We start from the raw sequence: 15,178 nt of genomic DNA on the forward strand, positions 1-15,178 counted from the left end.
CATGCCCTTCGCGGACTTCACACCTTTTCGGGTCACGGCCGGCGACGTCGATATTCATGGAGTCAAGGGCGGAGCAGGGCCGCCCTTGCTGCTGCTGCACGGTCATCCGCAGAGCCATCTGATCTGGCATCGCTGCGCGGCGCAACTCGCCGAGCATTTCACGGTGATCGCGACCGACCTGCGCGGCTACGGTGCGTCGGCGAAACCGCCGAGCGACGAGACGCATGCGCCGTATTCAAAGCGCGCGATGGCCGCCGACCAGGTCGCCGTGATGCGCCACTTCGGCTACGAGCGTTTTCTTGTGTGCGCGCATGATCGCGGCGCGCGGGTCGCGCATCGGATGGCGCTCGACTTCCCCGATGCCGTCGAACGCCTGATGCTGCTCGACATCGCGCCGACGCTCGCGATGTACGAAGCCACCGACCGCACTTTCGCGACGCTCTATTTCCACTGGTTCTTCCTGATCCAGCCGGAGCCGCTGCCCGAGACGCTGATCGAAGGCAATCCGGATGTCTACGTCGACCGCGTGATGGGCAGCCGTCACGCGGGCCTCGCGCCGTTCGCGCCCGAGGTGCTCGCCGAGTATCGCAAGGCCTTGCGGCAGCCGGGCGCCGTGCATGCGATGTGCGAGGACTACCGCGCATCGGCGACGATCGATCTCGAGCACGATCGCGCCGATATTGAACGCGGACACAAGATTGCCTGTCCGCTGCGCGTGCTGTGGGGCGCGGAAGGCGTGGTCGAAAAATGCTTCGAGCCGATAGCCGAATGGCGCAAGGTTGCGCGTGACGTCAGCGGCCGTTCGCTGCCGTGTGGCCACTACATTCCCGAGGAAGCGCCCGCCGAACTCGTCGCGGAGATGCTGTCCTTCTTCGAGGCCGTCGAGCTTTGAATCCTCGATGCTTTTGAGCCGCTCGCTTACTTAAGCGAGCGGCGGCAAGCGCCGCGGCACCGGCGTCGACTTGACGATGGCGGTACTCGTTTCCGCACGCTCGGTCACTTTCGACAGAATCTCGTCAAGCTGATCGATCGAGCGCAGATACAGGCGGCAGATGAAGCAATCGTCGCCCGTCACCTTGTCGCATTCGACGAACTCCGGAATGCGGCGAATCACGTCCTCCACCAGATGCAACTGACCGGGCAGCGGCTTCACGCGCACGATCGCCTGCAGCGTGTAACCGAGCGCGCGCGGATCGATCTGCACGGTGAAACGCTCGATCACGCCTTGAGCGTCGAGACGCCGCAAGCGGTCCGCCGTCGCGGGCGCCGAGAGTCCGACGTTGCGCGCGAGTTCGCTGACCGGCTGGCGCGCGTCGTCGGCGAGGCTCGCGAGCAGCATGCGGTCGGTGTCGTCGAGCGTCGCGGGCGTGGGAGCTTGCTTGGTATCGGGATTAAGGCGCTTCATCATTCTGGCCTTCGCATTTAAGGTTGATTCGCTCGATTGCCTCATTCTAGATATGTATTGGCCGCTTCGGATTAATTACACTGATCGCAAGATGTGATTCTTCTGGAGAGTTTCAGATGGCAGCAAACAACGAAGTGCGGCGCGGCGCGTTCGAGATGACCCTCGCGATGCTGATGTCGGGGACGATTGGCTGGCTCGTCGTTTCGTCGCAGCAATCGGCGCTGAACGTCGCGTTCTTCCGTTGCCTGTTCGGCGGCGCGACGCTGCTGCTGATCTGCGCGGTGCTCGGACTGCTCAGACGCAAACTCTTTTCGTGGAAGATGATTGCGCTCGCCACGCTCAGCAGCGCGGCCATCGTCATGAACTGGGTGCTGCTGTTCGCCGCATACTCGCGCGCGTCGATCTCGATGGCGACGACCGTCTACAGCACGCAGCCTTTCATGCTCGTCGCACTTGGCGCGCTGGTGTTCCGCGAGCGCGTGACGGCATCGACGGTCGCGTGGCTGCTGATCGCGTTCGTCGGACTTGTGTTCGTCGTGAAAGTGGAGCCGGCTGTGCTCGCGGTACCGGGACAATATCTGCAAGGCGTCGCGTTTGCTGTCGGCGCGGCCTTCCTGTACGCCGTTTCGTCGATCATCACAAAGCACTTGAAGAACACGCCGCCGCACCTTATCGCGCTGATCACGGTGACGACAGGCGTCGTCATGCTCGCACCGTTCGTGCAGTACGACGCGTTGCCCACAACGGGCATACACTGGTTGCAGCTCGTCACGCTCGGCATCGTGAACACGGGGATCATGTATGTGCTGCTGTACGGCGCCATCCAGAAGCTGCCGACGGCGATGACGGGCGCACTGTCGTTCATCTACCCAGTCGTGGCGATCGTCGTCGACCGGATCGCGTTCGGACAGAAGCTCGCGTGGATTCAGGTGCTTGGCGCGGTGTTGATCCTGCTTGCGGCGGCCGGCGTGAATCTCGGCTGGCGCATCGTGCCGACGCGGCGCTACTCCATATAACGGTACTTCATACCGATAGTACGGAATCCGAATAAGGTGTCAGGCCGGCGTTAACAATTCTGTAGGGAAATCACCGATGCGTTCGAAAGCTACGCGCGGGTATTATTTCTTCGACGCTGATCACGTCAACAGTAATTACGCCGCTCGAACCGAAAGCCGAGCGGCTTTCTTTTTATACGGCCATGCAAGCGGCTTCGGCTCACGAATCAACCGGCGCGCGCAGTGATCTGCTCGCCGTCGAATCGCAGCGGCCCATTCTCCGCCCCCAATCCTTCTATCAGTTCACGCAGCAGTGCGGGCCATGCGCTGCGCGGCTTCAGCATCGATGCGGCGGCCCGCATCACGCTCGCGTCGTCGAGCATGCGCAGCAAGGCTTCGAAAGATAGCGAGCGCGCGTCGAGCAGCTTGAACACGATCAACACCTTCAGCGCGTTTTTCGCGTTACGCGCTGGATCGGCGCGCAGCCACGCGACGCGCGACAACGCGCGATCGAGTGCCGCATGCACGTCGGAAAACGGTGTGCCGTGGCCCGGGATCACGATCTTCACATCGAGCGTGCCGATTAGTTCGAGCACGGCCTGTTGCTCCGTGAAACCGCTTTCGCCTTCGAGTTCCGGAAAGATCACACCGAAGCCGTTTTCCCACAGCGCGTCGGCGCTGATCAGCAGCTTTTGCCGGGCGCAATACAGCATCAGCGAATGCGGATCGTGGCCCGGCGCGCCGAGCACATCCCAGTCGAGCGCGCCAAGCGTCAGGTGCGTGCCCGGTTCGATCGTGTCCGAGAATGCGAAACGTTCGCAGAATTGACCTGTTGCGCGAAACGTCAGACGCGACTCGTCCCATTCGCGCACAGCATCCGCTTCCGTCGATGGAATCAGCGTCCGGCATGGCCACGTTGCCTGCAATTGCGCGTTGCCGCCGCAGTGATCGGAATGCAGATGCGTGTTGACGATCAGGTCGAGCGGCCGCGTGCCGAGCGCGTGTCTGACAAGCGCCGCTGTTTGCGCCGCGTGCGACGCGTAGCCGGTATCGACGAGGGCCGCGCTTGCATCGTCGACGAGCAGCACATTGTTCGACGACAGCCAGCCGCGTTCGAACACGCGTATCGACGGAGGCAGCGCGATCATGCGTCGCTTTCCTGTGCGGCGGGCTTCGGCATCACGAGTATCGTCGACTTGCCGATCACAACCGTTTCGCTGCGCTGATTTACGACGCTGCCTTCGAGCTGCGTCAGATCGCCGTTGAGACTCGCTTTCCAGAATGCGCCGACGACGCGCCAGGTCATCGTCAGCGTGTCGCCGCAATGCGCGGCTTTCTTCAGCTTGATGTCGAACTCGAGCCCAAGCGGCTGTGCGTAGGTCGAGAAGTGCGTGGCGAGCAGCGCCATGAAGTGCGCGGTCGGTTGCGTGCCGGAGGCGATCAGGCCGCCGAAGCGGCTTTGCGCCGCGTATGCGTCGTCGTGATGGAGCGGGTTGAGGTCGTTCACGAGCGTCGCGAACGATTTGATCGATTCCGCCGCAAGGTTGAGCGTCGCGCTGAATGTCTCGCCGACCGTGACGACGCGCGGCGGCGTGTTCATGTCTTCGCCTCGCGTTTCGGTGACTGCTTCGCCATGAAATCGAAGTGGCGCTTGTCGATTTCATCCCACACCGCGCGCTTGGCCGCGTCATCGAACGAAGACCAGCTGGCGATTTCGTCGATCGTGCGCAGGCAACCTTCGCACAGGCCCGTGGACCGATTCATCCGGCACACGTTGATGCATGGCGAAGGAACGGGCGCGATGGTTTGCGCCGTGTCCTGAGCGCGAGCGGTGTCGGCTGTCATGCAATCTCGCGCAACGCCACGTCGACCACGGGCGCGCCCGTCAGCGTGGCCAGTTCCTGCGGTGTCAGATTGAACACCGCATGCGGATGACCGGCGGCTGCCCACAGGCTTTCGAGCGTGAAGAGATCGGCGTCGATCAGCGTGACGGGCGTTGTTGCGTGACCGATCGGACACACGCCGCCAATCGCATAACCCGTTTTCTCGCGCACGAACTTTGCGTCCGCGCGCGCAATCTCACCGACCTGCGCCGTCACCTTCTTTTCATCGACGCGATTCGCGCCGCTCGCGATGATCAGCACGGGCGCATCGTCTTCGCGGCGGCGAAACAGGATCGACTTGGCGATCTGCGCGATCGAGCAGCCGAGACCCGCCGCCGCTTCCGCCGACGTCTTGCCCGTTTCCGGCAGCATCACGACCTGTCCCGCGTGGCCGCGCTCGCGCAACAAAAGCGCGACGCGGCGGGCCGATTCGGGCAGCGAATCCAGATCGGGCGTGTGAGGTGTTTGTACCGTTGCGTTATCCGACATGTGTTGTGTTCCTGTGATGGGTCATACGCAGGTGGACTTTTCGCTGCGCGCCTTCGCCAGCAGCGCTTTGCCCGCGCGCGACGCGTTCGGCTTGCCAATCGACGTCGAAATGAAATCGCCGATCTCGACGACCTTCGCGAGGTCGATGCCCGTCTCGATGCCGAGTCCGTTCATCAGATACAGCACGTCTTCCGTGGCGACGTTGCCCGTTGCGCCTTTCGCGTACGGACAGCCGCCGAGCCCTGCGACCGACGCATGAAAAATCTCGATGCCTTCCTGCAACGCTGCGTAGATATTCGCGAGCGCCTGGCCGTAAGTATCGTGGAAATGCCCCGACAGGCGCTCGCGCGGAAACACCTGCGTGACGGCGGCGAACACTTCGCGCGTGCGCTTCGGTGTGCCGACGCCGATCGTGTCGGCGATATCGATCTCGTCGCAACCGAGCGCGGCGAAACGCTCAACGACGTCGACGACCGACGCGACGGGCACGTCGCCCTGATACGGACACCCCAGCGAACACGACACGCTGCCGCGTATGCGGAGGCCTTTGTCTTTTGCAGCCTGCGCGACAGGCATGAAGCGCTCGATGCTTTCCGCAATGCTGCAATTGATGTTCTTTTGCGAGAACGCTTCGCTGGCTGCGCCGAAGATAACGATTTCGTCCGCGCGCGCGGCGACGGCGCCTTCCAGGCCGCGCAGGTTCGGCGTCAGCACTGAGTAGATCGTGCCCGCGCGGCGCTCGATGCCCGCCATCACGTCGGCGCCGTCGGCCATTTGCGGCACCCACTTGGGCGACACGAACGAAGCCGCTTCCACATTCCTGAACCCGGCCGCCGACAGGCGATTGATCAACTCGATCTTGACCTCGGTGGGTACGAATTCCTTCTCGTTCTGCAGCCCGTCACGCGGACCGACTTCGACGATTTTTACTGCTTGTGGCATGGCCATGTTTGTCTCCTGTGTCGACGGCAGTTGGCGCTTTGACGCTTGCTCCCGTCCCTGCGAGTAACCCGCTGCCGCGAGCTTATTGTGTTGCCGACGCGCTCAATAACCGCGCCCGATATCGACGATTCCGCCGATCGGCTCGCCACGCATCAACGCGCCGATCTTCTGCGCAATCTGCGCGAGGCTTTCTTCGCGCAGCGTCAACGCCGAGATATGCGGCGTGATCGAAATGCGCGGGTGCTTCCAGAACGGGTGCTGCGACGGCAACGGTTCCTCCACGAATACATCGAGCGTGGCTGCGGCAATCTGGCCTTGCTCCAATGAAACGAGCAAATCCTGTTCGACGAGATGCGCGCCGCGCGCGATGTTGACGAGATACGCGCCGCGCGCGAGCTTCGACAAGTTGCGCTGGTTCAGCACGCCGTGCGTGTCGGGCGTGTGGGGCAGCAGATTGACCAGCACCTTGACGCCATCGAGGAACGCGTCGAACTGTGCTTCGCCCGCAAAGGTCGCGACGCCTTCGATCTCGCGCGCGCTGCGGCTAAAACCGCGCACGGGGAAGCCTGCTGCGGCGAGCGTCGTCGCTACATGTGAGCCGAGCACGCCCAGGCCGAGCACGCCGACCGTGAACGTTTCGCGCGCGTGCGGTTCGAGCACATGCCAGCGCTGTTCTGCCTGCAGCCGGTCGTATTCGTCGAAGCGGCGCATGTAACGCAGCACCGCGTGCATCACGTACTCGGCCATCTGCTGCGCCATTCCCGTGTCTTCGAGCCGCACGAGTTGCGCGTTGCGCGGCAGCGTGCCGGGATGCTCGCGCTCCAGCTTCAGGATCGCGTCGACGCCGGCGCCCAGGTTGAAGATCGCGCGCAAGTCGTCGCGGCCGGCGAGCATCTCGCGCGGCGGCTTCCAGACGACGGCGACGTCGGCGGGGGCGTTGTCGCCCGGTTGCCATTCGCGCAGGTCGACACCCGGCAGTGCGCGCGACAGGTCGCGCAGCCAGACTTCGGCCTCGGATTGCGGTGTATAGAAAAGGACTTTCATGCGTGGCCGGTTGAGCGTTGCTGTCGCCAGAAGCGGGGTGCTTTTATGGATAGGCTTCATTCTACTTTTTCGCCGACCTTCGCGCGCATTCCCGCGGACGCGAGGCGCACGATGCAGGCGCTTGCCAGCACGCGCAGCGGCACGGCGATATGCAAAGCACGAAAAATTGGTTCAAGCCATGCGCCACCCACGCGACAATGATTTCCAGATTCCCGCTACGAGGAAAGAATCATGTTTTCGTGCAGCCGATCGATCTGGCCGCCACGGCTCGTGACCGTGCCGGGTTTGCACGGCAGCGAAGGCGCACACTGGCAAACATGGCTGGAGCGCCAATTTCCGCGCGCCTTGCGAGTCGAGCAGGCCGATTGGGACGCGCCGGACCTCGCACGATGGGCGCAGGCCGTGCGCGACGTGCTGGCGAAAGAGCGCGGGCCGTTCGTGCTCGCTGCGCACAGCTTCGGATGCCTGGCCGCCGCGCATGCGTTGCTACACGGCGTGCCGGTTGCTGATATAGCAGGCGTACTATTCGTCGCGCCAGCCAGCCCGAAGAAGTTCGAATTTGCGGGCGCTTTCGACGCACGCCGTCTGGGTGTGCCGTCCATTCTGATCGGCAGCGAGACCGACCCATGGATGGCGCTCGCCGACGCGCGCGAGATGGCAAGGCATCTGGGCAGCGCATTCGTCAATCTGGGCGACGCAGGTCACATTAATACTGCCGCGGGTTTTGGACCCTGGCCGCGCGCGAAATACTTCGTGGACACGCTCGCGCATTGCGCCGCGCCACTACGATTTCACGATGAGGAAGAGGCGCTCGCCACGCAGGCATTCAGCTAGACGCTGCGGCTACGCAACGCCATATACGTCAGATCCAATGGAAGCCTTTCGCCAGCAGGCCGGCGAGCGCGAAGTTCGCCGCCCACAGCAGGCGGAATTCGGTGCGCATGGCACTTTCCAGCGCGCTGAAGCGCTGGTCGACATAGGTCCTCAACTCACGCACTTCACGTTTGAGGTCTTCGAGCTCCTGGAGAATATGTTCGATTGTGGTTTCAGCTCGGGTCATGCGTGCCTCCATATTGAGACCACCGTGAATCAGTCGAAGCGTATGAAAGCGCCGCTTCACAAGGGGTTTTTCTAGCGTTTCCATTCGTACAATCCTAAACAAAATCTTTCTTAAGCGGGGTTCTGGATGATCAGAAACCCAACGGACGAACAACGTTAAATTGCGCTGCAACGCGACGATCCGCGATTCGGCGAGCACCGTTACGAACCAATCGTACGCGTGACTACCATGTCGAGAAACCTGGCCGGACGATGTAGGAATTAATCCATGCGTTCTCAGGAGCCGCACGAATCGATCCGCTAGAATCGCTGCTCCAGCCGCGGCGTCGCGGCGACATGCTTCATCATTAACAAGCGGGGAAAAGATGGCAGGCAGAGGGGATCAAACGCGCAGGCTCGCGGCTGGCTTCATGACGTTGGCGCTGTCGCTCGGCGCAGCGCAGAGCGCGCATGCGGATGCATCGCTGCTCAACGTGTCGTACGACGTCACGCGCGAGCTTTACAAGGACATCAATCCGGGATTCATCGCGGCGTACAAGCAGAAGAGCGGCGAGACGGTATCGGTCAAACAGTCGCACGGCGCATCGAGCGCGCAGGCGCTGTCGGTGCTGCAAGGGTTGCAGGCCGACGTCGTGACGATGAACCAGCCGAACGACATCGACCTGCTCGCCGAGCGTGGCCAACTCGTGCCCGCGAACTGGCGCGCGCGCCTGCCGAACAACAGTGCGCCGTACACGACGACGATGGTGTTCCTCGTGCGCAAGGGCAATCCGAAGCACATCAAGGACTGGGACGATCTGGCGAAGCCCGGCGTGCAGGTCGTGATCCCGAATCCGAAGACGGCGGGCAATGGCCGCTACACGTATCTGGCCGCGTGGGGTTACAAGAAGCAGAATGGCGCGACCGATGCTCAGGCGCTCGACTTCGAAAAGGCGATCTTCCGCAACGTTCCCGTGCTGGATACGGGCGGGCGCGGCGCGACGACGACGTTCACGCAGCGCGACATCGGCGACGTGCTGGTGACGTTCGAAAACGAAGTGTCGCTGATCGACACGGGCGTGGGTGCTGGCAGCTTCGAGGCCGTGTATCCGTCGATGAGCATTCTCGCCGAGCCGCCCGTCGCGATCGTCGACAAGGTGGTCGACAAGCGCGGCACGCGCAAGGAAGCGCAAGCGTATCTCGACTATCTGTACACGGCGCCCGCGCAGGAGATCATCGCGCAGCATCACTTGCGTCCGCGTGATCCCACCGTGCTTGCGAAGCACGCGAGCGAGTTCAAGCCGCTGAAGACGTTCACAGTCGAGCAGGTGTTCGGTAGCTGGCAGAAGGCGCAGCAAACTCACTTCGCCGACGGCGGCACGTTCGATCAGATCATCGTAGACAGGAAGTAGGCGCTGCGCGGCTGGTTTGGTTTGCTTGTGGTTGCGCTGGCATCCGCGCTTTGCCTTCGTGCTTCGGGCGTTGCGCCTGTGCGTTTGCCTTTGCGCTGGCATTCGCGCTTTGCCTTCGTGCTTCGTGCGTTGCGCCTGTGCGTTTGCCTTTGCGCTGGCATCCGCGCTTTGCCTTCGTGCTTCGTGCGTTGCGCCTGTGCGTTTGCCTTTGCGCTGGCATCCGCGCTTTGCCTTCGTGCTTCACGCGTCGCCCCTGTGCGGGGCGGCACCTACTTTTCTTTGCCGCCGCAAAGAAAAGTAGGCAAAAGAAAGCGGCTAACACCGCCAACATTTCTTCTTGCCTGAGGGCCCCCGACTGGTCTTACGCTTCACACGGCAGCCTTTCTGTTTGCGTGCGTTGCCAACGCTTTGAATGTGCGCCTCACCCGCTTCGAATACCCGTGCGCGGGCTAGCGGCAGCGAATGGTATGTGCCGCCCAGGTGGCAAACTGTGTGTAGGCCGTAGCGCCGTACGTGCCTCACTTCGGACCGATAGCGCGCGCCTTCCACCTGTAAGAGCGCCGGCCTATACGACGCGACAACCTACACACAGTTTGCCACCTGGGCGGCCGTGGAATATCTGGCATGGCGTGCTCCGACGCGGGTGCGTGAAGCGGGTGAGGCGCTGCGCAAGAGCGTTGGCAACGAACATGGGTCACGTGATTGCCGTGTGAAGCGTAAGACCCTTTGGGGGCCCTCAGGCGAATACAAGCACTGGCGGTGTTAGCCGCTTTCTTTTGCCTACTTTTCTTTGCGGCGGCAAAGAAAAGTAGGTGCCGCCCCGCACAGGGGCGACGCTTGAAGCACGCTAACAAATCGCGGATGCCAGCAAAAGCAAAAGCAAAACGTCAACAGCGTTCGCGCAGGACAAAACTCCGCCGTTCCGGCGATGACCCAAACGAAAGGCCGCTTCGAAAGAAATCAAAAGCGGCCTTTTTACATCACATACTCAACTCGCGTCGATCAACCGGACGCCTCCCGGCAAAAAACATCAATGCCCGTCACACCCATGCTCGCATCCGCTGCGCTCAAGCGGCATCTGCTGCGCCGCCTCCGCGCGAATGCCTAGCCGTTCGAGCAGCTTGCGATCGGCTTCCGCCTGCGGATTGCTCGTGGTCAGCAACTGGTCGCCGTAGAAGATCGAGTTCGCGCCAGCGAGAAAGCACATTGCCTGCAGCGCTTCGTTCATCTGTTCGCGACCAGCCGACAGTCGCACCATCGCGCGCGGCATCGTGATACGTGCGACGGCGATCGAACGCACGAACTCGAACGGGTCGAGCGCTTCCGTGCCCGTGAGCGGCGTGCCTTCCACCTGCACGAGATTGTTGATAGGCACCGATTCCGGATACGGCTCCATGTTCGCGAGCTGCGCGATCAGGCCCGCGCGTTCGCGGCGCGATTCACCCATGCCGACGATCCCGCCGCAGCATACGTTGATGCCCGCGTCGCGCACGCGTTCGAGCGTTTCGAGCCGGTCCTGATACGTGCGTGTCGAAATGATCTGGCCGTAGAACTCCGGCGACGTGTCGAGGTTATGGTTGTAGTAGTCGAGACCCGCGTCGCGCAGACTTTGCGCCTGATGCGTTTCGAGCATGCCGAGCGTCACGCAGGTTTCGAGGCCCATCGCCTTCACGCCGCGAATCATGTCCTTGATCGGTTCGAGATGGCGGTCCTTCGGATTGCGCCACGCGGCGCCCATGCAGAAACGCGTCGCGCCGTTCTGTTTTGCGACTTGCGCGGCGGCCAGCACGTCTTCGACTTCCATCAGCTTTTCGGCCTTCAGCCCCGTGTCGTGATGCACCGACTGCGGACAGTACGCGCAGTCTTCCTCGCAGCCACCCGTCTTGATCGACAGCAGCGTGGACAGTTGCACGGTGTTCGCATCGAAATGCTCGCGATGCACCTGTTGCGCGCGGAACAGCAGGTCGTTGAACGGCAGATCGTACAGCGCGACGACGTCGGCGACGCGCCAGCGCGTGGCGGCGGCATCGGCAGCGGCGGCGGCCTGCGAAGGCGTGACGGGCAGGGAAGCAGTGGTGATATGGCTCATGGATTCGATCCTCGATGATCTGATTTTTTAAAAGTCTTTAGCAGGCAAGCAGCGGACGGCGCACGACTAGCGCTGCGCGGCACGCAGCGTCTGCAGCAATCGGTTGGTGTCGAGATGCGTCGCGGCGACATCCGCCGACGCGGGGCTCAGATGCGGCACGATGCCGAGCAACGGCGCGCCATACTGCCGGTCGAGGCGGTCGCGCAGCGCCGCAATGTTTTCGTCGGGGAACAGCATCTTCGGGTCGACGCGGTTCGCAACCCAGCCGGCAATCTGCAGGCCGCGTGCGGCGATCGCTTCCGCCGTCAACAGCGCGTGGCTGATGCAGCCCAGCCGCATGCCAACGACGAGCACCACAGGCAGATTCAATGCGAACGCGAGATCGGCGGTGTCGTGTGCGTCGGTGAGCGGCACGCGAAAGCCACCGACGCCTTCCACCACGACGACATCGGCCATTTGCAGCGCCGCGTTGTGCGCGTCGACGACACGCGTCATGTCGAGCATCACGTTTTCGAGCGCGGCGGCGATATGCGGCGCCGCCGGTTCCCTGAGCATGAACGGCGTGCGAATCTCAGGCGGCAGCAGCACATTGGCGGCCGCGTCGAGCTGATCGGCGTCTTCGTTGTGTAGCACGCCGTCCACCAGCGACGCGCCCGCCGCAATCGGCTTCATCGCGGCTGCGCGCAGTCCTTCGCGCGCGAAGCCGCGCAGCAGCGCTGCCGAAACCAGGGTCTTGCCGATTTCCGTATCGGTGCCCGTGACGAAGAGGGACAGTGCGTTGCTCATGCCGCTGCCTCCGCCGTCTTCATTAGCGCGCTTTCGAGCAGGTCGAGATCGTTGTGCGAATGCGCGGCCGACAGAGAGATGCGCAGACGCGACGTGCCTTCGGGCACGGTCGGCGGACGGATCGCGGGCACCCACAGATTCGCGCGATCGAGCTTGGCGGCGATGTCGAGCGTCGCGTCGTTCGCGCCGATGATGAGCGGCTGCACGGCAGTGTGTGAATCGACAGGCAGCCACGGCGTGCGCTTCATCATGTCGCGCGTGCGCCCGATCAGCGCGCGCAGATGCGTACGCCGATGCTCACCCTCGTCGCTGCCGATGATGCGCAGGCTCGCGGACACCGCATGCGCCGCCGACGGCACCGATGCCGTCGTGAAGATATACGGACGCGCACGCTGCACCAGCCATTCGATCACCGTCTCGTGCGCGACGACGAACGCGCCCGACACGCCCGCCGCCTTGCCGAGCGTGCCGATGGAAATCAGATGCGGCGAGCGCAGCGCGGCCTCTGCAATCGCGCCGCGACCTTGCGGGCCGAGAACGCCGAAGCCGTGCGCATCGTCGACGACGAGCCATGCGCCGTGTTGTTCCGCGAGTTCGACGAGACGCGCGAGCGGCGCGATATCGCCGTCCATGCTGAAGACGGTATCGGTGACGATCAGCTTCACCGCAGCGTCCGACGCTTCGAGCATCGCGCTCAACGCTTCGGCATCCGCGTGCGGATAGATCTGGATGTCGGCACGCGAGAGCCGCGCGCCGTCGATCAGCGACGCGTGATTCAGCGAATCGGAAAATAGCGTCGTGCCACGGCCCGCGAGCGCCGTGAGCGTCGCGAGATTGGCCATATAGCCGGTGCTGAAATACAGCGCGCGCGGATTGTCGACGAAGCCGCCCGCGAATTCGGCGAGGTCGTCTTCGAGTTGCGCGTGCGCGCGCGAATGGCCGCCGAGCAGATGCGAGCCGCCGCTGCCCGCGCCGTAGCGGCGCGCGCCTTCCGCAATCGCCGCGACGAGCAGCGGATGCGCGGCGAGGCCAAGATAGTCGTTGCTCGCAAAGCCGATGATGTTGCGGCCGTCGACGGTCATGTGCGCGGAGCACGGCGAGTCGACGGTGCGGCGACGGCGGCGCAGGCCGCGTGCGTCGATGTCCCGCAAGCCTTGTTCGAGCGTTTCAAGCAACTGCATCAGCGTGCCTCCGTCAATGTCGCATCGAATGCGGCACGCGTGCGCCCGGCGAGCAGCGCGATTTCTTCGTCGTCGAGAATGTACGGTGGCATCAGGTAGACAGTCGCGCCGATCGGGCGCAGCAGCAGTTCGCGCTGCAACGCGTTTTCGAAGAAGCGGCGCGAGAAAGTCTTCGCGGCATGGGCATCGTCGATGACGGCATCGAACGCGAAGATCGTGCCGCGCTGGCGCAGATTGCGCACCTGCGCATGTTGCGCGAGCGGTTCGAGCGCGGCGCGCAGTGCCGCCGATTTCTTTTCGTTTGCAGCGAGCACGTTGTCGCTCGCGAACAGGTCGAGCGTCGCGAGCGCCGCGCGGCAGGCGAGCGGATTGCCCGTGTACGAATGGGAATGCAAAAAGCCGCGCGTGGTGTCGTCGTCGTAGAAGGCGGCGAAGATTTCGTCGCGCGACAGCACGATCGACAGCGGCAGATAGCCGCCGCTGATGCCTTTCGACAGACACAGGAAGTCCGGCCACACGCCGGCCTGTTCGCACGCGAAGAACGTACCCGTGCGTCCGCAGCCGACGGCGATCTCGTCGGCAATCAGATGGACACCATAGCGGTCGCACAGCGCGCGCAAGCCTGCGATATACGACGCGTCGTGCATCGCCATGCCCGCGGCGCATTGCACGAGCGGCTCGACGATCAGCGCGGCGATGTTGTCGGCACGCGATTCGAACAGCGAGCGCACATCGGCGAGCGCGCGCTGCGCGACGTCGGCGGCCGTTTCGCCTTCACGCGCAAAACGCGCGTCGGGCGACGCGACGACATGCGCGTTGCGGATCAGCGGATCGTAGGCGTCCTTGAAAAGCGCGACATCGGTGACGCCGAGCGCGCCGATCGTCTCACCGTGGTAGCTGTTCGCGACGCAGACGAACTCGCGCTTGTAGTCGTAGCCGCGATTGCGCCACGAATGGAAGCTCATCTTCAGCGCGATTTCGACAGCGGACGCGCCGTCCGACGCGAAGAACGCGTGACCGAGCGTGTTCTGCGTGAGCGCGCTCAGACGCTCGGCGAGTTCGATTGCGGGCTCGTGTGTGCAGCCGGCGAGCATCGCGTGCTCCAGCGTGTCGAGCTGATCTTTCAGCGCCGCATTGATGCGCGGGTTCGCGTGGCCGAACAGGTTCACCCACCACGAACTGATCGCGTCGAGATAACGGTGTCCGGCGCGATCGTAAAGCCACGCGCCGGCGCCGCGCGATATGGGCACGAGCGGAAAGCGCTCGTGATGCTTCATCTGCGTACAGGGATGCCACACAGCGCGCAGGCTGCGGGCGATCCAGTCTTCGTTTGCCTGTGTATTCAAAACTGCTCCGGGCATGAACCGGGCAGAGCGCGGCGTTGGGGGCGCGGCGCGTCGTGCGGGTCGGTCATGCAAATGCTGCTGGCGAATCGGGACGGTTGGCGTCCACCTGGAATCCGGCGACGGGAAGCGTGATTGGCAGCGCGCCGGGGACGGCGACTGCGGGCGTTTTTCGTGGCGTCGGATTGGCTGCCGCGCTGATGTGCTGCAAAGGCTCGCAGTGCCTCCGCAGCACGCTTTTTTGCGACAGCGGAGGTGAGATTAGCGCGAACTCCGCTGCGATGCACTACCTGAAAATCCCGTGTTTTCAAGGGCCTGCGTGCGATTTTCGGTGGTTCGCGACAGCTCGCGCCCGTTCGTTTTCAAAGACGGCAGATGGCCGTAGATGACGACGGCAAAGTCATGGGCCCCTTGTGAAAAAATTCTGGTCGTGTGTTGGCGTTTTCAGGGTTGTATCAGGGGGCGCGTGCGGCAGCGGCCGCGTTAGCGGCTTTGTCGCGTGCGTATTGGCCGCGCGGACGCCGCCAAGCAAAGAGCGCAGGCGAGGGTGCGTGGGAGGTGCAGGGGCGGG

At 63.3% G+C, this 15,178-nt stretch carries 16 protein-coding genes; 4 read left to right on the forward strand and 12 right to left on the reverse strand.

The window, feature by feature from the left end:
* Position 1: 1 nt before the first annotated feature.
* Positions 2-892: an alpha/beta fold hydrolase gene (locus C2L65_RS00880; protein WP_042314409.1), complete on the forward strand. Its 891-nt coding sequence runs from the start codon at positions 2-4 to the stop codon at positions 890-892.
* A 30-nt stretch (positions 893-922) separates the two neighbouring features.
* On the opposite strand, the gene C2L65_RS00885 is transcribed toward C2L65_RS00880, so the two are convergent.
* Positions 923-1,408 carry an Lrp/AsnC family transcriptional regulator gene (locus C2L65_RS00885; RefSeq protein ID WP_042314408.1) on the reverse strand — a complete coding sequence of 162 codons (486 nt, stop codon included), beginning with the start codon at positions 1,406-1,408 and terminating at the stop codon, positions 923-925.
* A 113-nt stretch (positions 1,409-1,521) separates the two neighbouring features.
* Between C2L65_RS00885 and C2L65_RS00890 the strand changes: the two genes are divergently transcribed.
* Entirely contained in the window at positions 1,522-2,421 is a 900-nt protein-coding gene (locus tag C2L65_RS00890) for a DMT family transporter (RefSeq protein ID WP_042314407.1), read from the forward strand.
* A gap of 206 nt (positions 2,422-2,627) precedes the next feature.
* Here C2L65_RS00890 and C2L65_RS00895 read toward each other — a convergent pair whose 3' ends face one another.
* From C2L65_RS00895 to C2L65_RS00920, 6 genes are all read right to left on the reverse strand, one after another.
* The gene (locus tag C2L65_RS00895) at positions 2,628-3,548 is read right to left on the reverse strand and encodes an MBL fold metallo-hydrolase (RefSeq protein ID WP_042314406.1); all 921 of its coding nucleotides are present in this window, start codon (positions 3,546-3,548) and stop codon (positions 2,628-2,630) included.
* Complete coding sequence (locus C2L65_RS00900) at positions 3,545-4,000, reverse strand: MaoC family dehydratase (RefSeq protein ID WP_042314405.1); 456 nt, start codon at positions 3,998-4,000, stop codon at positions 3,545-3,547. Before C2L65_RS00900 ends, C2L65_RS00895 begins: the two co-directional genes overlap by 4 nt.
* The gene (locus C2L65_RS00905) at positions 3,997-4,245 is read right to left on the reverse strand and encodes a DUF1289 domain-containing protein (RefSeq protein WP_042314404.1); all 249 of its coding nucleotides are present in this window, start codon (positions 4,243-4,245) and stop codon (positions 3,997-3,999) included. Before C2L65_RS00905 ends, C2L65_RS00900 begins: the two co-directional genes overlap by 4 nt.
* Complete coding sequence (locus tag C2L65_RS00910) at positions 4,242-4,772, reverse strand: YbaK/EbsC family protein (protein ID WP_042314403.1); 531 nt, start codon at positions 4,770-4,772, stop codon at positions 4,242-4,244. The genes C2L65_RS00905 and C2L65_RS00910 overlap by 4 nt, the downstream gene beginning before the upstream one ends.
* 21 nt (positions 4,773-4,793) lie before the next feature.
* The gene (locus C2L65_RS00915; protein ID WP_042314402.1) at positions 4,794-5,720 is read right to left on the reverse strand and encodes a hydroxymethylglutaryl-CoA lyase; all 927 of its coding nucleotides are present in this window, start codon (positions 5,718-5,720) and stop codon (positions 4,794-4,796) included.
* Positions 5,721-5,816: 96 nt separating this feature from the next.
* On the reverse strand, positions 5,817-6,758 hold the full coding sequence (locus C2L65_RS00920) for a 2-hydroxyacid dehydrogenase (RefSeq protein WP_042314401.1): 942 nt from the start codon (positions 6,756-6,758) through the stop codon (positions 5,817-5,819).
* A gap of 231 nt (positions 6,759-6,989) precedes the next feature.
* Here C2L65_RS00920 and C2L65_RS00925 point away from each other — a divergent pair, with 231 nt between their 5' ends.
* Positions 6,990-7,592, forward strand: coding sequence for an RBBP9/YdeN family alpha/beta hydrolase (locus tag C2L65_RS00925; protein ID WP_042314400.1), 603 nt, complete (start codon positions 6,990-6,992; stop codon positions 7,590-7,592).
* A gap of 28 nt (positions 7,593-7,620) precedes the next feature.
* On the opposite strand, the gene C2L65_RS00930 is transcribed toward C2L65_RS00925, so the two are convergent.
* A complete protein-coding gene (locus C2L65_RS00930; protein WP_042314399.1) occupies positions 7,621-7,902 on the reverse strand; it encodes a hypothetical protein in 282 nt (93 codons plus the stop codon).
* A gap of 280 nt (positions 7,903-8,182) precedes the next feature.
* On the opposite strand from C2L65_RS00930, the gene C2L65_RS00935 reads away from it, so the two are divergent.
* Entirely contained in the window at positions 8,183-9,208 is a 1,026-nt protein-coding gene (locus C2L65_RS00935) for a sulfate ABC transporter substrate-binding protein (protein ID WP_042314398.1), read from the forward strand.
* 1,030 nt (positions 9,209-10,238) lie between these two features.
* Here the strand turns inward: C2L65_RS00935 and bioB are convergent.
* From bioB to bioA, 4 genes are all read right to left on the reverse strand, one after another.
* On the reverse strand, positions 10,239-11,297 hold the full coding sequence (gene bioB, locus C2L65_RS00940; protein WP_081920847.1) for a biotin synthase BioB: 1,059 nt from the start codon (positions 11,295-11,297) through the stop codon (positions 10,239-10,241).
* Between the two features lie 66 nt (positions 11,298-11,363).
* Positions 11,364-12,083 carry a dethiobiotin synthase gene (bioD, locus tag C2L65_RS00945; protein ID WP_042306421.1) on the reverse strand — a complete coding sequence of 240 codons (720 nt, stop codon included), beginning with the start codon at positions 12,081-12,083 and terminating at the stop codon, positions 11,364-11,366.
* Positions 12,080-13,264 (reverse strand): 8-amino-7-oxononanoate synthase, encoded by a 1,185-nt coding sequence (gene bioF, locus C2L65_RS00950; protein ID WP_042306420.1) that lies wholly within the window; start codon positions 13,262-13,264, stop codon positions 12,080-12,082. Before bioF ends, bioD begins: the two co-directional genes overlap by 4 nt.
* Complete coding sequence (bioA, locus tag C2L65_RS00955) at positions 13,264-14,625, reverse strand: adenosylmethionine--8-amino-7-oxononanoate transaminase (protein WP_042306419.1); 1,362 nt, start codon at positions 14,623-14,625, stop codon at positions 13,264-13,266. Before bioA ends, bioF begins: the two co-directional genes overlap by 1 nt.
* Positions 14,626-15,178: the final 553 nt, after the last annotated feature.

This window comes from Paraburkholderia terrae (assembly GCF_002902925.1).
Taxonomy (GTDB): Bacteria; Pseudomonadota; Gammaproteobacteria; order Burkholderiales; family Burkholderiaceae; genus Paraburkholderia; species Paraburkholderia terrae.